15 protein-coding genes are annotated in these 23,014 nt (G+C 70.5%); 9 read left to right on the top strand and 6 right to left on the bottom strand.

Annotated elements, in window-relative coordinates:
• Position 1: 1 nt before the first annotated feature.
• The 6 genes from AC4HOU_RS28175 to AC4HOU_RS28150 are packed head-to-tail and all read left to right on the top strand — an operon-like array spanning position 2 to position 7,296.
• Positions 2-925, top strand: coding sequence for a beta-ketoacyl-[acyl-carrier-protein] synthase family protein (locus AC4HOU_RS28175; RefSeq protein ID WP_194990805.1), 924 nt, complete (start codon positions 2-4; stop codon positions 923-925).
• Positions 922-2,601 carry a fatty acid CoA ligase family protein gene (locus AC4HOU_RS28170; RefSeq protein WP_194990806.1) on the top strand — a complete coding sequence of 560 codons (1,680 nt, stop codon included), beginning with the start codon at positions 922-924 and terminating at the stop codon, positions 2,599-2,601. Before AC4HOU_RS28175 ends, AC4HOU_RS28170 begins: the two co-directional genes overlap by 4 nt.
• Positions 2,598-2,885: a hypothetical protein gene (locus tag AC4HOU_RS28165; protein WP_194990807.1), complete on the top strand. Its 288-nt coding sequence runs from the start codon at positions 2,598-2,600 to the stop codon at positions 2,883-2,885. Before AC4HOU_RS28170 ends, AC4HOU_RS28165 begins: the two co-directional genes overlap by 4 nt.
• Positions 2,882-3,928: an NAD-dependent epimerase/dehydratase family protein gene (locus AC4HOU_RS28160; RefSeq protein ID WP_195007384.1), complete on the top strand. Its 1,047-nt coding sequence runs from the start codon at positions 2,882-2,884 to the stop codon at positions 3,926-3,928. Before AC4HOU_RS28165 ends, AC4HOU_RS28160 begins: the two co-directional genes overlap by 4 nt.
• A 36-nt stretch (positions 3,929-3,964) precedes the next feature.
• Positions 3,965-5,161 carry a peptide synthetase gene (locus AC4HOU_RS28155; protein WP_195021656.1) on the top strand — a complete coding sequence of 399 codons (1,197 nt, stop codon included), beginning with the start codon at positions 3,965-3,967 and terminating at the stop codon, positions 5,159-5,161.
• A complete protein-coding gene (locus AC4HOU_RS28150) occupies positions 5,158-7,296 on the top strand; it encodes an MMPL family transporter (protein WP_194991981.1) in 2,139 nt (712 codons plus the stop codon). The genes AC4HOU_RS28155 and AC4HOU_RS28150 overlap by 4 nt, the downstream gene beginning before the upstream one ends.
• Positions 7,297-7,325: 29 nt before the next feature.
• Here the strand turns inward: AC4HOU_RS28150 and AC4HOU_RS28145 are convergent, their stop codons facing one another.
• The 5 genes from AC4HOU_RS28145 to recC all read right to left on the bottom strand — a co-directional run bounded on the left by AC4HOU_RS28145 (position 7,326) and on the right by recC (position 18,266).
• The gene (locus AC4HOU_RS28145) at positions 7,326-8,240 is read right to left on the bottom strand and encodes an RNA polymerase sigma-70 factor (RefSeq protein ID WP_195021655.1); all 915 of its coding nucleotides are present in this window, start codon (positions 8,238-8,240) and stop codon (positions 7,326-7,328) included.
• Positions 8,237-9,442 (bottom strand): NAD(P)/FAD-dependent oxidoreductase, encoded by a 1,206-nt coding sequence (locus AC4HOU_RS28140; protein WP_194991979.1) that lies wholly within the window; start codon positions 9,440-9,442, stop codon positions 8,237-8,239. Before AC4HOU_RS28140 ends, AC4HOU_RS28145 begins: the two co-directional genes overlap by 4 nt.
• Before the next feature lie 196 nt (positions 9,443-9,638).
• On the bottom strand, positions 9,639-11,531 hold the full coding sequence (recD, locus tag AC4HOU_RS28135) for an exodeoxyribonuclease V subunit alpha (protein WP_195007385.1): 1,893 nt from the start codon (positions 11,529-11,531) through the stop codon (positions 9,639-9,641).
• Between the two features lie 64 nt (positions 11,532-11,595).
• A complete protein-coding gene (locus AC4HOU_RS28130; protein WP_195021654.1) occupies positions 11,596-14,922 on the bottom strand; it encodes a UvrD-helicase domain-containing protein in 3,327 nt (1,108 codons plus the stop codon).
• Positions 14,919-18,266: an exodeoxyribonuclease V subunit gamma gene (recC, locus tag AC4HOU_RS28125; protein ID WP_194991813.1), complete on the bottom strand. Its 3,348-nt coding sequence runs from the start codon at positions 18,264-18,266 to the stop codon at positions 14,919-14,921. Before recC ends, AC4HOU_RS28130 begins: the two co-directional genes overlap by 4 nt.
• A gap of 272 nt (positions 18,267-18,538) precedes the next feature.
• Between recC and AC4HOU_RS28120 the strand changes: the two genes are divergently transcribed.
• Positions 18,539-18,736 carry a hypothetical protein gene (locus AC4HOU_RS28120; RefSeq protein ID WP_228798118.1) on the top strand — a complete coding sequence of 66 codons (198 nt, stop codon included), beginning with the start codon at positions 18,539-18,541 and terminating at the stop codon, positions 18,734-18,736.
• Positions 18,737-18,853: 117 nt separating this feature from the next.
• Complete coding sequence (locus AC4HOU_RS28115) at positions 18,854-19,726, top strand: serine hydrolase (protein ID WP_228816217.1); 873 nt, start codon at positions 18,854-18,856, stop codon at positions 19,724-19,726.
• 43 nt (positions 19,727-19,769) lie between these two features.
• Here the strand turns inward: AC4HOU_RS28115 and AC4HOU_RS28110 are convergent, their stop codons facing one another.
• Complete coding sequence (locus tag AC4HOU_RS28110) at positions 19,770-21,254, bottom strand: cytochrome P450 (RefSeq protein WP_163812783.1); 1,485 nt, start codon at positions 21,252-21,254, stop codon at positions 19,770-19,772.
• A 229-nt stretch (positions 21,255-21,483) separates the two neighbouring features.
• Between AC4HOU_RS28110 and AC4HOU_RS28105 the strand changes: the two genes are divergently transcribed.
• On the top strand, positions 21,484-22,980 hold the full coding sequence (locus tag AC4HOU_RS28105; protein WP_163812781.1) for an NAD(P)/FAD-dependent oxidoreductase: 1,497 nt from the start codon (positions 21,484-21,486) through the stop codon (positions 22,978-22,980).
• Positions 22,981-23,014 lie beyond the last annotated feature (34 nt).

Below are 23,014 nucleotides of genomic sequence, written 5' to 3'. Positions count from 1 at the left end.
CATGGGCGTACGTATCACCGCCACCGCTGTCAGCCGGGCCGAGGACACCCGCAGCGTCGTCGAGAACAGCGGCCGGGCCGCGCGGCACTGCCTGGAACGGGCCGGGGTGCGGCCCGAGCAGATCGGGGTGCTGATCAACGCGGGCATCTTCCGCGATTCGAACACCGTGGAGCCGGCCGTCTCCGCGCTGATCCAGAAGGCCGCCGGTATCGGGCTCGAGTACGGCGTCGACGACCCGCGCACCTTCTCCTTCGACCTGATGAACGGCGCGGTCGGGGTACTCGACGCGGTTCGGGTGGGCACCGCGATCCTGGAGACCGGCAGCGCGACGCACGTGCTGATCGTCTCCGGCGACACCCATCCCTCGCTGACCCGCACCGCCGCCACCGAGGACTTCCCGTACGCGAGCTCCGGCGCGGCGCTGCTGCTCGAATCCACCGGCGGCCCCGAAGGATTCGGCCGCGTGCACAGCCTCAGCGGCGCCGGCGGGCCCGGAATCGAGGCGTACGTCGATACCGCGACGATGGGCACGGTCGGCCGCACCCTGATGACCGTGGTGCGCGAACCCGACGTCGAGCAGCGGTTGCTGGCACTGGCGACGGAGGCGGCGCTGGCCGCACTGGCCGACTCCGGTCACGCCGATCTGGCCGGCACCGCGCTCATCGCTTCCACGCCGAGCCCGGACTTCCCCGCGCGGCTCGCCGAATCACTCGGCATCGCCGCTGATTCGGTGCTGCTGCCCGACCTCGCCGACGGCGATCCGCATACCGCGGCCCTCACCCACGCCTACGACCTGGCGGCCGCAGGCGATGGCCTCGACCGGCACACCCACGTGCTGTTCGTCGCCGCGGGTGCGGGCCCGTCGGCGGCCGCGGTGCTGTACCGGCTGCCCGATCGCGCGGCGAGCGCCGGAGCGGCGGCGTGAGCACGGCGACCTACTGGCAGGCCATCGATCGCTTCCGCGCGGTGGCGCAGACCGACCCGGAACGCGATGCGGTCATCTTCCCCGCGCACGTGCCCGAGGCCGGGCCGCCCACCTATCGGACGCTGAGCTACCGCGAGTTGGATCGCTGGTCCGACACCATCGCCGAGCGCCTCACCGCCGCCGGGGTCGCCGCGGGCACCCGCACGATCGTGCTTGTGCTGCCGAGCCCGCAGCTGTACGCGATCATGCTCGGGCTACTGAAGATCGGCGCGGTGCCCGTGGTCATCGATCCCGGGATGGGCCTGCGCAAGATGGTGCACTGTCTGCGCGCGGTCGAGGCCGAGGCGTTCATCGGGATACCGCAGGCGCATGCGGTCCGGATACTGTTCCGTCGTAGCTTCCGGCGGGTACGCACCAGCGTCACCGTCGGGCGGCGGTGGTGCTGGGGCGGCGACACGCTGGCCGAATGGGGTCGCGAGCCGAGTGGTGCGGTACCGGACCGGGCACCGGCGGATCCGGGCGAGGTCCTGCTCATCGCCTTCACCACCGGCAGCACCGGCCCGGCCAAGGCCGTCGAGCTCACCCACGGCAATCTGGCCGCGATGGTCGACCAGGTGCACGCCGCGCGCGGTGGCATCGCGCCGGACACCTCCTTGATCACCCTGCCGCTGGTCGGCATCCTCGATCTGCTGCTCGGCGCGCGCTGTGTGCTGCCGCCGCTGATTCCGAGCAAGGTCGGGTCCACCGATCCGGCGCATGTGGTCGACGCGATCACCCGGTTCGGGGTGCGCACCATGTTCGCCTCCCCCGCCGTGCTCATCCCGCTGCTTCGCCAACTGCGGCGGCGGCCGACGCCGTTGCCGACCCTCGACAGCGTCTTCTCCGGCGGCGCGCCGGTACCGCACTGGTGTATCGCGGGGCTGCGCGAGGTCCTGCACGACGAGGCCAGGGTCTACGCCGGATACGGGTCGACGGAAGCACTACCGATGTCCACCATCGAATCCCGGGAACTGCTGGACGGGCTCGTCGAGCGGACAGAGCGCGGGGCGGGCGTCTGCATCGGGCGGCCCGCCGAGGGCATCGCGGCGCGGATCGTCGCCATCACCGACGATCCCTTACCGACCTGGACCGAGGCCGAGAAACGCGCGCCGGAACTGAACGGCACGCGCGGAATCGGTGAGCTCGTGGTGGCGGGACCGAACGTCAGCACCCGGTACTACTGGCCCGAGCGGGCCAACACCGCGGGCAAGATCGACGACGGCGCCCGCATCTGGCATCGCACCGGCGATCTGGCCACCATCGACGAGCAGGGCCGGATCTGGTTCTGCGGACGCAAGTCTCAGCGCGTCGTCACCGCCGCGGGACCGATGTTCACCGTCCAGGTGGAGCAGATCTTCAACACCGTCGCGGGCGTCGCCAGGACCGCCCTGGTCGGGGTGGGCGAGCCGGGTGCGCAACGCCCGGTGCTGTGTGTGGAACCGGAAGCCGGCGCGGACACCGCATCGGTGGTGACGGCCCTGCGGGCGCTGGCCGCGCGGTCGGAACTCACCGCCGCGGTGGACCACTTCCTGATCCACCCGTCGTTCCCGGTCGATATCAGGCACAACGCCAAGATCGGCCGGGAGAAACTCGCGGTCTGGGCCGCGAAGCAGTTACGCGGAAGTGGGGCTCGATGAGAACGGCCGCCTTGCGCGCGATTCCCGTCATCGGCTGGTTGTACCTGGTCGCCGGGCTCATCGCCGCGTCCGCAGGCAGGGCGCCGGCGCATCGGCTACCGCGTGCGCTGTGGTGGATCGACGCGTTCCTGAGCGTCGTCGTGCACGCGGCGCAGATTCCGTTCGCGCTGCGCGCCGCCCGCGGCAGCGGCCGTTCGGCGGGCGAAATAGCGCTGATGACACAGATTTTCGGGCTCACCTGGTGGCGCACGATCGACCACGGGCAGCGGGAGGACACGCGATGACGATTCTGGTGACAGGCGCCTCCGGCTTCCTCGGCGGGGCGCTGGTGCGGCGACTGGTGCGCGAGGGCGGGCACGAGGTATCGATTCTGGTGCGCCGCACCAGCAGCCTCGGTGATCTGGGCGAGCTCGCCGGCGTCCGGGTGGTCACCGGCGATCTGACCGACGAAGCCTCGCTGCGGCGGGCCACCGAGGGCATCGATGTGGTGTTCCACAGCGCGGCCCGGGTCGACGAACGCGGCACCCGCCGCCAGTTCTGGGCCGAGAACGTGCGCGCCACCGAGGTTCTGCTCGACGCCGCCCGCGACCACGGCGCTTCGCGTTTCGTGTTCATCTCGAGCCCGAGCGCGCTGATGGATCGCGACGGCGGCGACCAGCTCGACGTGGACGAATCACTGCCGTATCCGCGCCGGTACCTGAACCTGTACTCCGAGACCAAGGCCGCCGCCGAGCGCGCGGTGCTGGCCGCCGACGCACCCGGATTCCGCACCTGCGCGCTGCGGCCGCGCGCGATCTGGGGTGCGGGCGACCGCTCCGGCCCCATCGTGCGGCTGCTCGGGCGCACCGCCGAGGGCGCGCTGCCCGATCTGTCGTTCGGGCGCACGGTGTATGCGTCGCTGTGCCATGTGGACAATATCGTCGACGCCTGCGTGAAAGCCGCGACCGTCGACGGCGCCGCGGTGGGCGGTAAGGCGTACTTCATCGCCGATGCCGAACGCACCGATGTGTGGGGGTTCCTCGCCGCCGTCGCCGGCGACCTCGGCTACGCCCCGCCGGCCCGCACCCCGAATCCACGGGTGGTGCGCGCCGCCGTCGCGGTGATCGAGGCGATCTGGCGGCTGCCACCGGTGGCCACCCGCTGGTCGCCACCGCTGTCGCGGTATGTGGTCGCGTTGCTCACCCGCTCGGCCACCTACGACACCGCTGCCGCGGCCCGGGATCTCGGCTACCGGCCGATCATCGACCGGGACACCGGTCTCGCGTCCTTCCTGACCTGGCTCGCCGCCAACGGCGGCGTCACCGAACTCACCCGGACGCTGCGCTAGCCCCGCGCACCCGTCCCACCGATCAGCGAGGTAGATATGGCTACCGGCACCGTGTTCCGCCGGATCTCACCGACCGAACGCATGTATTTCCCGATGCGTGATCTGGCGCCGCCGTTCCTCATGCAGCTCGTCTTCCCCGGTGAGGGCGAGATCGACCCGGAGCGGTTGCGGCAGGCGGTCGCGGTCGCTTCGGCCGCGTGCCCGGGATCGCGGTTGGTGCGCCGGGGCCGCGACTGGGTCGACAGCGGTGTGCCCGCCGCGGTGCGGGTGGTGCGGGACCGGATGATCGACTACGACTCGCTCGACGATGATCCGGTGGTGCACAGCCCGATCGGGCCCACCGACGAATCGACCTGCGAGGTGCTGCTGCTCACCGCGCAGCCGGTGACCCTGATCTTCCGGGCCTTCCACGGCGTGATGGACGGCATGGGCCTGGTGACGTGGGCGTTGGCCGTGCTGGCGGCCCTGCGCGGCGAGCAACCGCGGCCCATGCCCGATCCGGTCGCCGACCAGGAGCTGGTGCGGCGCGTCGGCGCCCCGGGCAAGCCGACGTTGATGCTGCCGCGATACCGCGCCGCCGTCGGACATGGTCGCCAGGTCTCCGGCCAACCACGACATCTGTTGCGCCGCCGCACCATCGCGTCGAGCGCACCCGGCGCAGTCGCCAAGATCGCGGCGATCCTGGCCGAGCAGACCCAGGGGACCTCGCGGATCATGATGCCGGTGGATCTGCGCCGTCACGATCCGCAGCTGCGCTCCACCGCGAATCTCGCGCTCCCCCTGTTCTTCGACATCACCGCGGGAACATCGTGGACCGAGATCAACGACATGAAGCGCGCGGGTCTGGCGCAACGGCGCGAGCTGAATCAGATGGACAACAGCGGGTTGGCGCAGATCCCGCAGCCCGCGGGCCGTGCTCTGCTGCGCACCCTGAACTGGCTCGGCGCCGGGTTCGGCCGCAATCTCGCCTCGGCCACCGTGTCGCATATGGGCCGATTCGATCTGGACGAACTCGCCACACCCGGGTTCCGGCCGGTGTCGGTGCTGATCCTGCCGCAGCACAGCGTGGCGATGCCGCTGCTGTTCGGGTTGATGGAATCGGGCGGGAAATCCGAGCTGACGGTCTCGGCCCGCAATGGACGCGGTATCGCCGAGCGGCTGGATGCGCTGCTCGACCGCATCGTGGCGGGCTTGGAAGCCGGAGTACCCGCCGATGACGAGAGCGCGCGATGAGGGCCTGGGCGCGATTGGTCATCGCCCGGCCGCGCACCGTCCTCGCGGTGGTGATCGGGCTGATGCTGCTGTGCGCGGCCTACGGCGCGAGCGCGGCGGAGAAGGTCGGCGCGGCCGGATTCACCGATCCGGGTAGTGAATCCAGTCGCGTGGACGCGCTGGTCCGGGCGCAGGTCGGGCCGACCAGCGCCGACGTCGTCGCCGTCTATACCGCGCCGGACGGGCAGAGCCTCGAGGCGATCGGGCCGCAGATCACCGCGGCCATCGAACGGATCGACCCCGCCCTGCTGGCGCGGCCGGTGGAAAGTTACTGGAACAGCACTCCGCCGCGCACCCAGTTCCTGCGCTCGGCCGACGGCCGCCAGGGACTCGCGGTGGTCTTCCTCGCAGGCAACGATAATCAGCGCATCACTGCCTTCGCATCCGTCGAAGCCGACCTCCAGGTCCCCGGAATCGACACCAGGCTGGCCGGTTTCAGTGCGCTGGCCGATGAGATCACCACCCGATCCCAGCGGGATCTGATCGTCGCCGAGTCCCTTTCTCTCCCGATCACCCTGCTCATCCTGGTGTTGGTGTTCGGCGGGCTGGCGGCTGCGTCGATGCCGGTGCTGGTCGGTGCGCTGGCGGTGGGCGGCTCCTTGGCGGCCATCCGGGCCTTGACCGAATTCACCGAGGTCACCACCTTCGCGGTCAATATCGCGTCGCTGATCGGGCTCGGCATGGCGATCGACTACGGGCTGTTCCTGGTCACCCGATTCCGGGAGGAGAGAGCCGGCGGATGCGACCTGCCCGCCGCGATCGAACGGACCTGCGCGACGGCCGGGCGCACCGTCGCGTTCTCGGCCGCACTGCTGATCTGTGCCTTCGCCGGCACGTTCGTCTTCCCGCAGCCGGTGCTGAGATCGCTCGGGTTCGGTGCGATCGCAGCGGTCGCGCTGGCGGCGGCACTCTCACTGACCGTGCTGCCCGCGATGCTCGCGCTGTTCGGGGCCAGGCTCGGTGCCTCGCGCGAACGCGGCCGTACCGAGCGGTTCTGGGGCCGCGTGGTCGATGCGGTGCTGCGCCGTCCGGGTGCGGTCGCCCTAGGGGTGATGGCGGTGCTGCTGGTACTGGCGACACCGCTGCTGGGAGCGCGGCTCGGCGATATCGACCATCGCGCACTGCCCACGGACAATCCCATGCGCACCACCGTCGAGGAACTCACCGACCGTTTCCCGGCCGCCAACAGCGGGGTGACCGCGCTGCTGCACGGCCTCGACGGTGCGGCTCCGCAGGACGCGGCCATCGCGCAGGTGATGCGCGAGATCGGTGCCGTGCCCGGGGTGGGTCCGGTGTTCCAGGCCGGGCGCGCAGCGGATTTCGTCGTCGTCCACGCGATGCTCGACAGCGCCGACCGCAGCGACGAGGCCATCGCCGTCGTCGAGGCGGTGCGGGCGCTCGAACCGCCCGCGGGCACCGGCCTGCGGGTCGGCGGCGATACCGCGGCGACCATGGACAGCGTGGATTCGATCACCGCCGCCCTGCCCTGGATGATCGCGGTCATGGTGCTGGCGACCCTGCTGCTGCTCGGGATCGCCTTCCGCTCGATCGTGCTGCCGATCAAGGCGGTGGTCATGGCCTTCATCAGCCTCGCCGCCACCTTCGGCATCCTGACCTGGATCTTCCACGACGGACATCTGGCAGGCGCGCTCGGTGTGACACCGGGGCCGCTCGCCGCGGGCATGGTGGTGCTGATCATCGCGGTGGTGTTCGGACTGTCCACCGACTACGAGGTGTTCCTGCTGTCGCGGATGGTCGAAGCCCATCACGCGGGCGCGAGCACCGCCGAAGCGGTGCGCACCGGAACCCTGCGCACCGCCCGCGTCATCACCGCGGCGGCCGTGCTGCTCATCATCGTCACCGGCGCGTTCACCCTCTCCCCGCTCACCCCGATGCGCTTCCTCGGGATCGGCATGATCCTCGCGCTGATCATCGACGCGACCCTGGTACGCATGTTGCTGGTACCGGCGCTGGTTCAGCTGATGGGGCCGGTGAACTGGTGGATGCCCGGATCTCGCCGGCGCGCGGAGCCGAACCCCGATCCGTCGAACACCGCTGCGCGCACACCGATCTCGAGTGCCACAGCAGGAGGCTGACCAGCGCCGAACCACAGCCCGAACGGGGGTCAGCGATCGCCGAGGTCGTGCACGGCGCCCTCGGCGATCGACTGCAGCTTGTCCGGGTTGGCGACGTTGTGGATGGCGATGATGCGGCCCTCGGGATCGAGAGTGACGGTGAGGGTGGCGATCACCCGGTCGGGGCCGCGGAACAGCACACCGGCGGCACCGTTGATCTCGACCAGCTCGACCCGCATGTCGGCCGGCGCCACACCCTGGTAGGGGCGGGTGCCGATGGCCGCGAACCAGCTGGCCACCCGGTCGGCGCCCACCACGGGACGCATCGCCTGACGGACCTTGCCACCGCCGTCGGTCCACAGCGTGACGTCCGGGGCCAGCAGGTCCATCAGCGTGTTGATATCGCCGCCGGTCGCGGCCGCGACGAACCGGGTGGTGACGTCGCGCTGCTTGCCGCGGTCGGCGCTGAACCTCGGCCGCCGCGCCTGCACATGCCCGCGGGCGCGGTGCGCGGCCTGGCGCACCGCCTCCTCGGAGCGGTCGACGGCCTCGGCGATCTCGGCATAGCTGAAATCGAAGACCTCCTTGAGCACGAACACCGCCCGCTCGATCGGACTGAGCGTTTCCAGCACCACCAGCATCGCCATCGACACCGATTCCGCACCGGTGACGTCGTCGACGATGTCACCGGTGGTCAGGATCGGCTCGGGCAGCCACGGACCGACATAGGTTTCGCGTTGATAGCGGGTGGAGCGCAGGCGATCCATGGCCAGGTTGGACACGATCCGAGCGAGATAGGCCTTGGCGTCGGTGACGCGCGAACGGTCCACCGTCGACCACTTCAACCAAGCATCCTGCACCGCGTCCTCGGCGTCGGCGGCGCTGCCGAGGATGCGGTAGGCGACGGCGAACAGCAGGTTGCGGTGTTCGTCGAAGAGCTGCTGAGCGTCATCGGACGCTGTCATCGCGCACCTGCGCGGCGGGTGTAGCGGCCACCGCTGGGCCAGATCGCACCCGATCGCGGGAACTTGGTCATGCGCTGGAAGGTCGGCCACGGCGAAGAACTCACCGTCTCCTTGTACCAGGTCGCACGCTTACCGGTCAGGTACCAGCGGCGCGGCGTGCTGTCCGGCTTGGTGAACTGCACGACGGCGTCGTTGCGGCCGAGGCTCACCGGCGTGTGGTAGTAGCCGAAGCGGAACGCCTTGGGCTGCTTGCCTTTCAGCTCGCGGGCCAGGCAGACCGCGGCGTGCACACCGGTCGGCATGCCGCTCTGGCAGGTGCCGTGCATGAGGCCATATCCCTGTTCGATGGCGGCGGCGTCGCCGACGGCGTAGATGTCGGGGTGCGAGATCGAGCGCAGGGTGGCATCGGTGACGATGCGCCCGCGCTCGTCCACGGCACACCCTGCCGCGGCCGCCACCGGGTTGGCCCGGACACCGCTGGTCAGGAGCACCGCGTCGGCGGCGATGCTCTCGCCGTCGGCCAACTCCACCGAATCGGCGAGCACCTTCACCACCTCGGCGTCGCTGCGCACCTCGACACCGAGCCGGTCCAGCGTCGCCCGCAGGTAGGCGCGCGGCTTATCGGCCATGGCGGCGCCGGGTTCGTCACGTCCCAGCAGCATTACCCGCAGCCGCGGATACTGTTCGGCGATTTCGGCGGCCGCCTCGATACCGGTGAGCCCGGCGCCGCCGACCACGACGGTCCCGGCCTCGAGCCGGTCCAGGCGCGCGGCGAGGGCCGCGGCGTCCGCGGCACCGTCGAGGGTGAAGGCGTGCTCGTCGGCGCCGGGCACCCGGCCGGTGTCGGCGAGGCCGCCCAGGGCGTAGACCAGGCTGTCATAGCGCAGCAGTCGCTGGTCATCGAGGCGAACCGTCTTCGCGTCGGGGTCGATCGCCGCCACCCGGCCCCGGACGAACCCGACGCCGATGCCGTCGAGCAGTTCCGGGATGTCGAACTCGGCCAGCCGCTGCCCGGTCGCCACCTGATGCAGTCGCAACCGCTCCACGAAACGCTCGTCCGCGTTGATCACGGTCACCCGCACATCGTCGCGCCGCTTCACCCGGGCACCCAGGTTCACCGCCGCCGACATGCCCGCGTATCCGGCGCCGAGGACCAGGATGTCCCGCCGCGCCGTTTCCTTGGTCTCGTTGTGCTCGCGCATCGTCGTATCCCTTCTGAACAATCGGTCGATGCACCCGAGACGTAAGGTGGGCCGCCGAACGTGACATCCAGAAAAGTGACGTGCGTCACATGAATTGCGAAGATCCGAAACCGAGAGCGCGGATGACAACGCCTGCTCGGGCATCGCCGTGCGCTGATACGGGGATGGCACGCGTCGAGCCGGGCCCGGCCGGCGTTCACTCCACTCGGTGGCTCAACCCGCTGGCCCGCAGCACCCGACGCGCGGTCGCGGCGCGGATGGCGGCATCGGTGCCGATGATGCGGACGTGGCCGCGGGCGCGGGTGATGGCGGTGTAGAGCAGCTCGCGGGTGAGCAGGGTGGATTCGGGTTCGGGCAGGACGATGGTGACGGCGTCGTACTGGCTGCCCTGGCTGCGGTGGATGGTCATGGCGAAAACGGTGACCACGGAGGGAAATTGGGTGGGATGCACGAGGTAGGGTTCGCTGCCGCGTTGCAGGGCGACTCGCAACGACCCGTCGGGTTGGCGGATGACGACGCCGGTATCGCCGTTGTAGATGCGGGCCTCGTGATCGTTGGCGGTGACCAGCAGCGGTTGTCCCGGATACCAGGTGTTCTGCCCGGATTCGGGGCCTGCCCCCGCGGCGGCGGCCCATTCGCCGGCCATTCGGTCCCAGCGTTCGACGCCGAACGGGCCCTGGCGGTGGGCGCACAGCAGCCGATGTGATTCCAGCGCCGTGAGCGCGGCGGCGGCGTCACCGGCCAGGGCGGCCTCGGTGACCCGACGGGCGGCGGTGATCACGTCGGCGCGGACGGCGGCCACGTCCTCCGGTTCGCACAACGACAGCGCATCGCCGCCTTCGCGCAGCAATCCCAAGGCGGTCTCGGAGTCACCGGCCCGCACCGCCACCGCCAGATCGGCGATCCGGCCGCCGAACCGCCGCCCGCGGGTGAGCCGGACGATGCCGCCGCGCAACCGGGCCTGCTCCAGCTCGGTCAACGCCTCCGGATCCGCCGATGGCTCGGCCGCCCGGCCGATGATCTGGTCGAGCACCGGATTCGGGGCGCCGACCACCGGGCCTGCCACCAGGTCGGCGAGCACCGCGCCCGCGTCGACCGAGGCGAGCTGATCCGGGTCGCCCACCAGCACCAGCCGGGTGTCCGGGCGCAGCGCCGCCATCAGCCTGCTCATCATGGTCAGCGACACCATCGAGGTCTCGTCGACCACGATGACGTCATAGGGCAGCCGATTGAATTCGTGATACCGGAAGCGGGTGCCGCGACCGCGCTGCCAGCCGAGCAGCCGGTGCAGGGTGGAGGCGCTCAGCTCCGGTAGTCCGAGGTCGGCGGCCTGATCACGCACCGCTTCCTGCAACCGTGCGGCCGCCTTCCCGGTGGGGGCGGCGAGCGCGACCCGCAGGGCCGGCGCCTTCGGGTTCGCACGCTGATGGGCGTCGAGCAAGGCGATGATGCGGGCGATGGTGTGGGTCTTGCCGGTGCCCGGCCCGCCCGCGACGACGGTGGTCCAGTGAGTCGCGGCGAGCGCGGCGGCCAACCGCTGCCGGTCCGGCGCTGTGGACCCCGATTCCGTTGCGGGAGTGGCGAACAGCCGGTCGAGTTCGCGACGCACCACGGCCGGGTCGACCACCGGATGCCGGTCCGAGCGTTCGGTCAGCACCCGACGGATGGTCTGTTCCTGCTGGTAGTAGCGATCCAGGTAGAGCAGCGGCCCGCCCGCACGGCGATCCTCGACCAGCCGCAGCGGGCGCAGCGGCCCGGCCGCGCCACCGATCACGAGGGGGCTGACCCGCAAAGCCGCGAGCACGTCGTCGAATTCCGGCCACGGCAGGGAGGCCGGATCGACGGTGGTGTCCCAGGTTTCGTCGGCGTCGATGCCGATCTCGCGCATCCGGGCCAGCTCGAGGCACACCGAACCCGAGCGCACTGCCCGCACCGCCAAAGCCGCCGCGAACAACGCCGATTCGGACTCCTCGCGCCCGAGCCGGCCCAACCGCACGGCGACGTGCACATCGGCGGCCGAGAGCACCCCGGCTTCGTTGAACGCCCGCAGCAGCCCGGTGCCGCGCTGCGCGATCTGGATCGAGGTCACTGCGGCACCTCCCGCATCGGCCCTGCGGCATACCCGGTTCGGGCAGCACCGAATGCTCGCGCACTCACCGCGCACCGCCTGCCAGCAGATCCGAGAGCTCGGTGATCAATGCCGGCGGCGGAGTCCAATCGAACACTCCGCGCCCGGGCGGGGTCTCCGGTCCGATCATGCCGCGCACGAACAGGTACGCCGCACCGCCGAGATGGCGCGCCGGCTCATATCCGGGCAGCCGCCACCGCAGATAGCGGTGCAACGCCACCGAATACAGCAGGGCCTGCAGCGGATAGTGCGAACGCATCATCTCCGCGGCCATCCGATCCCTGGTGTAGTGCTCGACGGTGAGCTCGCCGGTGCCGAGCCGGTTGGTCTTGTAGTCGACGATGACGAAACGGCCGTCCGCGATGCGCAGCACCGCGTCGATGCTGCCGGTCAGGTAGCCGCGCAACGGGTTGTCGTCGAGGGCCTCGAGGTGATCGGCGTAGGTGGCGAAGACGTCGGCGGCGGGCAGATGTGCCCGTAGCAGTGCGGCGATCGCACGCAGGGTCGCGGCGTGCTCGCCGGCCTCGTCACCGCCGGCCAGCGGCAGCTCGAATTCCAGCTCGCACAACCGGTCCCGGGTCGCGATATCGGCGAGGGCGCCGAAGGGGGTCGGCGTGCGCAGCACCGCCAGCAGCGCGGTGGCCAGCAGGCCCGGATCGGCGGCGGCCATCATCTCCTCGATGCTCTCCCGGCAACGCGTCGCGACCTCGGCCGCCAGATCGGCGGCATCGGTGTCGATCCGCTCCAGCACCGCGTGCACCAGGGTGCCGAACTCGGCGCCGTAGGGCAGCTCGTTCATCAGCGACGGCGCACCCGCTTCGGGTTCGGCGGCGAGCACCGGCACGCCGGTGGGCTCGTCGTCGGGTCCGCGGCCGTCCTCGGGTTCGCTGTCCGGGGCGACGGCGTGCGCGGCGGCGGTCAGCGCCGAGTAGGAGGTGCGCCGCCATTGCTGGTCGAGCGTGCGGTCGAAGACGGCGGCGGCGAGTTCGCCGGTCATCGTCTCGACCTGCACTCGCCGCGGCTGCACCTGCTGCTCACCGTCGACGATCTCCACCGCCACCGCCGGTCCGGCAGCGGCGGCCCACGCCGTAAGCCTTTCCGCGACAGCGGTATCCGACGGAACCGGCACCCGCGGCGCGACCTGTTCGGCTCCGCCGGAACGGCCGAGCAGCATCCGGTGCAACGGCGCGTTGTCGGTGGTGAACGCGGGCGCCCACCACGCCACCACCTGACACATGGCGCGGGTCAGCGCCACGTAGAGCAGCCGCAGTTCCTCACCCGATTCCTCGGCCTCGGCGCGGCGTTTGCGCTCGGCGTAGCCGGGTGCGTCGGGGCCGCCCACATCGAGGACGCGGACCTCGTCATCGTGGAACAGCAGCGTCGCGGCCTTGGGATTCCGCGCGCTGTCCCAGGCGAACGGCAGATAGACGACCGGGAATTCGAGCCCCTTGCTGGCGTGCACGGTGGCGATCTGCACCGCGGCCGCGTCCCGATCGAGCCGCCGGCTGCGATCGGTGACGGCACCGGAAGCGGGATCGCGTACCCGGTCGGCCAGCCAGCGGGTCAGCGCGGTCAGGCCGTAGCCCTCGGAGACGGCGAGCTGATCGAGCAGCTGGGCGATATGGCGCAGATCGGTGAGCCTGCGTTCGCCGTTCTCGATGCCGAGCAGGCGCGGCGCCAGCTCGGACTCCGCGGACAGCTTCTCGAAGACCGCCGCGAACCCGGCTCGGGTGAACAACCGGGCGGCTTCGCGCAACTGCGCGCTGACCCGCCCGACCAGATCCGCTCCCCCACTGTCGATCTCGGCGGCGGTGATGCCGAGCAACGGCGTGCAGGCCGCAAGTCGTACCCTGTCACTGCGATGCGGTTGTTCGAGGGCACGCATCACCCACAACCAGTCGGTGGCGCTCTCGGTCGCGAAGACGCTGGTACCGCCCGCCAGCACCGAGGCGACACCCACCCGGTCCAAGGCCTCGCGCACGACGTCGATCTGGGAGCGGGTGCGCACCAGCACCGCGATATCTCCCGGGTCGATCGGCCGCGGCTCCGCGTGCCCGCCGGCCGCGTCGATCGTCGTCCCCGATTCCAGCAACCGCACGATATCGGCCGCCAGATCGGTGGCGACCTTGGCTCGCATCCGGCCAACGGTCGGGAATCCGGTCTTGTTCAGCGGTCCGGCGCCGGTGCGCGGCAGCACCCGCAACCGGAAGGGCGTGGGGTCCTGGTGGGGCCCGGACAGCCGCGACCACGGCCGGGTCGGAGCCACCGGATAGACGGTGATGGCGTGGTGGCCGAGTGCCGCGCCGCCCATCACCTGGTCGACGGCGGCGAGCAGACCGGCATCACTGCGCCAGTTCACCGTCAGTTCTCTGCGGGTCTCGGCATGGCCGACGGCGTCGAGGTAGCTCAGTACCTCGGCACCGCGGAAGGCGTAGATGGCTTGTTTGGGGTCGCCGACCAGCACCATCGTGGTGTGGCCGTGGAAGACGCGGCGCAGGATGTCCCACTGCAACGGGTCGGTGTCCTGGAATTCGTCGACCAGGGCCACCCGGAACCGGTCCCGGATCCGCAGGCACGCGCGACGGCCGTGCTCGGGATCGGTCAGCACCTCGTGTAACAGCACCAGCAGGTCGTCGAAATCACGCAGTCCCGCGAGACGTTTGCGGCGCTCGGTCTCGGCGCGCACCGCCAGGGCGAATGCGACGCGCTCCCCGGCCAGGTCGTCGGTGTCGGGGGCCAGCCGGGCGTGCCGGTCCCGGACCGCGGCCAGGGCAAGCGTATGCGCCTCTTTGATGGTGAACGGCGGTGCGGTGCGTGCGTAGCGGTGCAGGTACAGATCGTCGGCGACGGTCTCGGCCAGCTCGTCGACGTTCTCGACCAGCCGCGAGCGCATATCGTGTTCACCCGCCAGGCCCAGCTCGTCGAGCATGCGCTGACAGAAGCTGTGCGTGGTCGCGATGGCGCCGGCGTCGAAATCCGACAGTGCCGCCAGCAGCCGGGCCCGGCGGCGCCAGACCTCGTCCTCGTCGGCGGCGGCGAGGTACTCGACCAGCTCGTCCCCGCTCGCGCGCGCGGCCACCGGGTCGGCCAGGGCCGCCGCGACCCCGACGAAGCGATTCCTGGTGCGTTCGCGCAGTTCCTGAGTGGCGGCGCGGCTGAAGGTCACCAGCAGCAGCTGCGAGATATCGATCCCGGCCTCGGCGACATAGCGGACCGCGAGCCCGACGATCGCGTAGGTCTTACCGGTCCCCGCGCTGGCCTCGAGCACGGTGGTGCCGGTGGGTAGCGGGCCGACCGGATCGAAGGCGGTGTCCAGCGACGGCGCGGCAGCGGGCGGGGTGTGAATGGTCATGGCTGCCCCTGTTCCTCGGCACGCAGCAGCGGCGCCCACAGCCGGCGCGACAACGCACCGAAGCGGGTGCTCTCACTCGGTTCGCCAGGCGGAGCGGGCGCCGCCGTGAGGTCCTCCAGGCGCGGCGCCGAGCCCCAGATGTAGCGCAGATGACGGTCGGTGTGCTCACCGTAGGGGCCGGGACCGTTGGGCCCGCCGAGGAATTCGCGTTCGGCGGCAGCCAGCGCCTCCTCCACCGTGCCGCCGCGGAACCGGCGCTCGGCGTAGGCGGCGGTGGCCGCGGTGGCGATCGGCAACGGCTCGGTGAGGCCGGCATCACGCAGGGCGACCAGCTCGCGCAGGATGGTCAGCGCTTCCGGAGCCGACGGCGCGGTCAACTCCGAACGCCATGCGGGACGGCGGAATTGGCCCCGGCCGATGGTCACCGCCCGCCAGGGCCGGTCCTCGCCAGCGGCCAGCGCCAGCAGCGACACCCACGCCGTGATCCGGTGCTTGGGCGCGAGCCGGGAGTAGGTGGTGCGCACCAGGGTGTCACCGCGTACTTCGGGCACCGTCCCGGTCAACCGGCGTCCACCGCCGAGATCGAGCGCGATGTCGACCGCCCGCGCGGGCCGCTCGTACTCCGGTTGCGCGATCCGCACCAGGGTGTCGACGGTGTGTTCCACCTCGTCCAGCACGGCGCCGCCGAGACCGAACGGCGGCAGCGTGCCGCGCCGCCATTCCGCAGCCCGCAGCCCGGCCGGATCGGCGCCGGTGAGCCGAGCGGCCAGCATCCGTTCGCCGAGATCCCATTTCGCCAGGCCGTCCAGCTCGATGGGCAGCCGGTCGGCGATGTCGTCTTCCTGGTCGGGCACCCGCAGACCCAGGCGCTGCCACAGGAACGCGCGCACCGGATGTTCGGCGAACGACAGCAATTCGGCCAACCCGATATCCACCGGCTCGGCCGGCGGCAGCGGCTCGGGCAGAAACGGCGGACGCGGCCGCGGCTTTCCACCCGCCGCCCTGGCACCGGCCAACGCCACGGTATCGAAGCTGAACGGGCGCTCGGCATGGAAATTGCGGCGGTCGAACGACTGCAGGGGATGGCGGGTCACCACCTCCGCCATGCCCGCGGGCCCGACGTGCGCGCGCAACACGTCAAGGAGTTCGGCCACCGGAATGGCCGGTGGCCGATGCGTACCGGAGACCGGATCGGACCCGGTGTGCAGCAGCACCAGCCGCTCACCGGCGGCCATGATCGCGTCCAGCAGCAGTTGACGGTCCTCGGCGCGGTGATCACGCTCGCCGAGCAGTGGGTTGCGGGCGAGTACATCGTCACCGTCCACGCCGCCCGCACGCGGGAACACATCGTCGTCGAGGCCGAGCAGCACCACCACCCGGTGCGGCACCGACCGCATCGGCACCATCGTGCACACCGTCAGTTCGCCGGTGCGGAAGTTGGCCCGGGTCGGGCGCGCCGCCAGGCGTCCGGCCAACAGCACCTCGACGTCGGCCAGCCGCAGCGGCACCGCACCGGCGAAGGCGAGCGCGGCGGCGAGTTCGCGGCGGGCCTCGGTGCGGATCCAGGCCTGGGACTCGGGGACGTCGGTCAGCAGATCCAGGGAGCGGGCCAGCGAGGCGGCCCAGTCGTCGGCCGGTCGGGGGCCGCGCAGATCGCGGAGCGCGACGGCGAGCCGGTCGACGAATTCGGCGAAGCGGCCCGCGAGGTCGACGTCGTTGCTGTCCACATCGTCCAGCGGCAACGCGAGGTCGAGCCAGTCCTCGGAGCTCTCGCCTGCGGTGACGCCGAGCAGGATCCGGTCGACCGCGCTGTTGAGGGTGTTCTGCTGGAAACCGGCCAGCCCGAAGCTCTGGCGCTGCCGCTGCCCGATGCCCCAGCGCGCGCCGGTCTCGGCGGCCCATTCGCGCAGCCGCTCGATATCGTCGTCATCGAAACCGCAACGGCGGCGCACGGTTTCGGAGGCGGCCAGATCCAGCACCTGGGTGACGGTGACGCGCCCGTCGGCCAGTTCGAGCAGCACCGAGATCACCCCGAGCAGCGGATTGGTGACCGCCCGTCCACGATCGGCCAACCGCACCCGCAACCGATGCGCCGGATGTCCGGGGCGACCCGAATCCCCCACCGGCTCAACCGATCCCGCAATCTTCTGCCCGAATGCCGCCCGCACCAGCGGAGCGTACGCCTCCACCTCCGGGCACATGATCAGCACATCGCGCGGCTCGAGGGTGGGATCGGCGGCGAACATGGCGAGCAGGCAATCGCGCAGCACCTCGACCTGCCGGGCCGGGCCGTGACAGGCGTGCACCTCGACGGTGCCATCGGCGACGGCGGGAGTCACGGGCCAGCGGTCGGCGCGGATCCCGTCCTGCAACGCGTGCAGCAGGCCCGGCCGGTCGGTCGCCGGCGCCCCACCGCCCTCATGCCGGTCGGTGGCCGCGGCAGGCAACCGCTGCTGCAATTCGCGCACATCGCGAGCCAGTCCCGTGAGCAATGGGTGGTGCACGGCGGCCGCGGTCCGGTCCTCGGCCCTGGTGAGTGCCGGGGCGATGCCGCCGAGCGTGTCCCACATCGCCGGGCTCGGATGCGTCAGCCACAGGTGCACCTCGCGGCCCTCGGCCAGCGCCGCGAGCACCGCGAGCTGATCGGCGGGCAACCGGGTGGGACCGAACAGCGACACCCGCTCCGGCAGCGCCACGATGCCGGGTTCGGCGCGCAGCACCGCGCAGGCGGGCGCGAGCCGCTCGGCCGGGCTCGGCGTGCCGATCTCGGCGCGCAGGCAGCGCCACAGCTGCGGCTGCCAGCGCAGATCCTCCGGCACCTGCGATCCCGCCCCGTCGGTGTCGGCACCGGCCGCCCAGTCGTTGATGAGCTGCGGACGTTGCGCGCCGTAACTGTCGAACAGGGCCGCCAGGTGCGCGGCGGTGGCGTAGCGGCGCCCGGCCCGATGGCTGGATTCGCCGTCGCGCAGACCGAGGTGGCGGGCCAGCACCGCACACCAGGGCTCGGTCACCGACGTATCGATCACCCGCAGCAACGTCCACACCACGCGGTCGTGCGCCCACGGATCATCGGCGGGCGCCACCCCGCCCGCGGCGGCCAGCGCCTCGGCCACCAGCGCGGCGGGAGAGGGAAATTCGATATTGGCCGCGATGCCGTCGCCGGAGGCCGCCGCGGAAACTCCGAGCACACCCGAAAGCCGCTGCGTCAGCCACCGTTCCACCCCCTTGGCCGGCACCGCGACCACTTCGGTGGCGAATGGATCGGGCAGCGGCTGCGCCAGCAGCGCGGCCAAGCCGTCGGCCAGCGCGTCGGCGCGTTCGCCGCGATGGATGTGCAGCGGCATGCGCGCCCTTTCCTCCGATGCGGTCCGCCTCGGCACACCCGGCCATCCTCACCGGCCCCGGGTCGAGCACCTCGGCGCTTCGTGCTCTCGTTATACGCCCAGCGACCGACGCGCAACCGCAGCGGCCCATCGCACCCCACGTGACATAGGCCACACACCCGATCGATATTCGGCCGTGTCGTCCCGGCATCCGGCGGGGGCTGTGCCACAGTCCTTCCCCGGGGAGGAACGGGAGACTGCACCGAAAGGCTGGTTCGCGTTTCATGGATGCGATGGTGATTCCCCTGGTACCGAGAGGCGGCTTCACTGTCCGCCGCATCGGCGACCGCTGGGAGCTCGTCAATTCGCGCTGCTACGGGCGCACCGTCGTTCTACACTCGTGGCCGCGCGATCAGCACGCCGAGGCCTTCGAGCACTGCCATCGCCTCAACGAGGGCGCCACCGCGGCGCGGCAGGTGCAGCACCGCTGATCCGCGCGAAAGTTCTTGCCACACAAGACCACCGCTGCCGTAGCACAGGTGGCCGCTGAGCTCAAGACGTGCGTCGAGCGCACGGATATGCCAATGTGGTCCCTCGTGCGTTTCCCCATGGCCGCTACCGGGGCCAAACCCCGCGTCGCCGCATCCGCCTGTGTCCTTGCCGCCGCCGCCATCGCGCTTCCCGGTGTGCCCGCCATCCTGCCGACCGCCGCTGCCGCGCCGCTGGCCCACAGCCAAGCGTGCCTGCCCGGTTTCGACTGCGATATGAGCAACCGGATCGCCAGTGTGAACGCCTACCTGAAGAACCGGCCCGGCGTCACCGGCTATGTGCTGCGCGACCGGGTGAGCGGCGGCGTGTACGCCAACGAGCACGCCGAGGATTCGGTGTGGACCGCTTCCACCATCAAGCTCGCCATCGCCGCCGACCTGCTCAACCGCGCGCGCGTCGGCGCCATCGGGCTCTCCCCCGAGGACCGCTCGCTGATGGAGTCGATGCTGGCCACCTCCAACGATCAGGCCACCGACGTGCTGTGGAACAAGTACGCGGGCCTGGACCGGATGGCCTACAACAACGCTTTCCGCGCCAACGGCATGACCGGCCTGGTTCCGCAGCCCACCAGCACCGCGCTGTTCCCCGACTGGTCGTTCCAGAAGTGCACCGCCGCCGATCTGGACCGGCTGATGTCGCATGTGCTGGACCGGATGCACCCCGACGACCGCAACTACCTGATCGACCGCATGCGCAAGGTCGACATGAACCAGCACTGGGGTGTGTGGGGCGCCGGTGCCGCGATGCGGCCGGGCCTGAAGAACGGCTGGTCGGCCGAGCAGGGCGGCTGGGTGGTCAACTCCGTCGGCTTCGCCGGCCCGGGTGAGCGCTACACCTTGTCGATCATGACGTCGATGGGCGATCAGGGCGGCTACACCGACGGTGCCGACACCGACACCAAGATCGCCGAGATGCTGCTGGCCGGACGCTGAGCCATGATCCGGCTCCGGGTGCGGTCACTCGGAGCCGGACCGGTCAGTTGATGCGCCGCAACCGCATCGGCGCGTCGTCGCGGGGGAACGGAATCGTGGTGAAACCCCACGGCATGCGGTACGGCTCGGGGATGGACCACTCGTAGTCGCGCACCAGTGCCGCGATCACCGTCTTCACCTCGAACGTGCCGAAGTGCATGCCGATGCACTTGTGCGAGCCAGCACCGAACGGCATCCAGGCCAGCCGATGCGATTTGTCCTCGCGCCGCGCTTCGCTGAAACGCTCCGGATCGAAGACCTCCGGGCTGGTCCACAGTTCCGGCAGCAGGTGATTCACCTGGTAGGCCAGATCGACCGGGGTGCCGGCGGGAATGTAGTGCCCGCAGATCTCGGTATCGCGCACCGCGCGCCGCACCAGCCCCGGCACCGGCGGCATCAACCGCAGGCTTTCCTTCACCACCAGATCCAGATCGCGCATGCGCTCGAGTTCGGCGATGGTCGGCGGGGCGCCGGCACGATCGGCCGCCCTGACCTCCTCCCGCACCCGCTGCTGCCAATCGGGATGTTTGCCGAGGTAGTAGGCCACCGCGGTGGCGGTGGTCGTGGTGGTGTCGTGGGCGGCCATGATCAGGAAGATCATGTGATTGACCACGTCGGCGTCGCTGAATACCGAGCCGTCGGCATCGCGGGCATGGCACAGGCCGGAGAAGAAATCGGCCTCCTCGCTGCGCCGCTTCTGCGGCAACATCGCCGTGAAGTACTCCTCGAGCACCTTGCGCCCGCGCAGCCCGGCCCGCCAGCGGCCGCCCGGCATGGGATGGCGCACGATGGCCAGGCCCGCGTGCGTGCAGTCGACGAATGCCTCGGTGAGCCGGCGCCGCTGCGGGCCGACGTCGGCGGCCATGAACGTCTCGCCGGCGATATCGAGAGTCAGTTCCTTGATGGTGGGAAACAGTTTGACCGTGCGACTGGCGCCGCGGCCGGGCGGCACCCAGCGGTCGACCACCTCGCGGACCACCGGCGTCAGCGCGGCCAGATGCGCCTCCAGCCGTTCTCTGGTGAAGGCCTGCTGCATGATCCGGCGATGGAACATGTGCTCGTCGAATTCCAGCAGCAGCAATCCGCGCCGGAAGAACGGGCCGATGAAATAGTCCCAGCCCTGGCCGAAATCGCGGCGACGCCGGCCGAGCACCTCATCGATGGCTTCCGGACCGGCGGCCAGCACCCGCTCCATCCCGAGCGAACTGTTGAGCGTGACCGGTCCGTAGCGGCGGTAACGATCCATCATCTCGGCCGGACCCCAGCGCATGTAGTGCAGCGCGCGGCCGAGGTACGGCAGCCCGGCGTCGCCGTCGACGGCGGTCGCGGTGCTGCCGGAGGGTGGGTTGGCGAGTACTCGGCGCCGGGCCGGGATCAGGCTCAATGCCCGATCGATCGGATGCGCGCGTGGGATCTCGATCAATGCCGAATTCTCGGATTCGATACGCACGCGGGCTTTTTCGACGGCGGCACGGTCGACGGTGACCATGGCAGACCTCCCTGGGCGAGGAACCTCCATGGTATTCGCTTTCGGGTGTTCTCCGGCGGCTTCGCCGGAATCCGGCCTCACTTCGTACAGTGAACAACGGTGCGCGATCGCACCGACACGCCCCGCCGACGGGGATCTCACCGTGACGATGCCGGGGCCGCCGACTACCGTGTGCCATGTCAGAAACGTTCGGCGGGGTCGACCCCCAGTCTGTCGAGGAGCAGCGACGATGAGCACTGAAACCGTGGAGAACCGTCGTCACCAGGTGGTGGTGATCGGTTCCGGCTTCGGCGGCTTGTTCGGGACCAAGCACCTCAAGAATGCCGATGTCGACGTCACCCTGATCTCCAAGACCTCGACCCACCTGTTCCAGCCCCTGCTCTACCAGGTCGCCACCGGCATCCTGTCGGTCGGCGAGATCGCGCCCGCCACCAGGCTGGTGCTGCGCAAGCAGAAGAACGCCCAGGTCCTGATGGGTGAGGTCATCGATATCGACCTGAAGGCCAAGACGGTCACCTCCCGGCTGCTCAACCAGGACACCGTCACCTCCTTCGACAGCCTGATCGTGGCCACCGGTGCCCAGCAGTCGTATTTCGGCAACGACCATTTCTCCACCTTCGCCCCCGGCATGAAGACCATCGACGACGCCCTCGAGCTACGCGGGCGCATCCTCGGCGCCTTCGAGCAGGCCGAACTGGCGAACACACAGGAAGAGCGCGATCGCCTGCTGACCTTCGTCGTGGTCGGCGCGGGCCCGACCGGTGTCGAACTGGCCGGGCAGATCGCCGAATTGGCCGACCGCACCCTGGAAGGCACCTTCCACAACATCGATCCGCGCGATGCGCGCGTGGTGCTGGTCGAAGGCGCGGGCGCGGTGCTCGGCCCGATGGGCCCCAAGCTGGGTGGTAAGGCGCAGCGGCGGCTGGAGAAGATGGGCGTGGAGATCCAGCTCAACGCCATGGTCACCGATGTGGACGCGCACGGCGTCACGGTGAAGGATCCCGACGGCACCATCCGCCGCATCGAATCCGCATGCAAGGTGTGGTCGGCCGGTGTGCAGGCCAGCCCGCTGGGCAAGATGCTCGCCGACCGCTCCGACGGCACCGAGGTGGACCGCGCCGGGCGCGTCATCGTCGAGCCGGACCTCACCATCAAGGGCCATCCGAACGTCTTCGTCGTCGGCGATCTGATGTCGGTGCCGAACGTGCCCGGCCAGGCGCAGGGCGCGATCCAGGGCTCCACCTACGCCGCCAAGCAGATCAAGGCGGGCCTGAAGGGTCACACCCCCGAAGAGCGCAAGCCGTTCAAGTACTTCAACAAGGGCAGCATGGCGACGGTGTCGCGGTTCAGCGCCGTCTGCCAGGTCGGCAAGCTGGAGTTCGGCGGGTTCATCGCCTGGCTGGCATGGCTGGCACTGCACCTGTACTACCTGGTCGGTTACCGCAGCCGGATCATCACCGTCATCCAGTGGTTCGTCACCTTCCTCGGCCGCACCCGCGGTCAGATGGCGGCCACCGAGCAGTGGGTGTTCGCCCGGTTGGCGCTGGAGGCGATGAACGGCGAGGACGAGGGCGAGGCCGAGGTGGTGATGTCGGCGCTCGGCGACCCCTCGGCGAACAGCTGGAAGGCCGCCACCAGCGGTGCGGGACCGACAACCGAGGTGGCCGCCGACGGAAAGCCGGAGAACGCGCCCGCCGAATCCGATAGGACTCGCGCTACCGGCTAACTTCGGGCAATCGCGGTGGCCCCGATCGGCCCGT

The organism is Nocardia sp. JCM 38205, from assembly GCF_058222935.1.
Note: the sequence above shows the minus strand (reverse complement) of the source record. Positions and strands in the feature narration are given on the sequence as shown.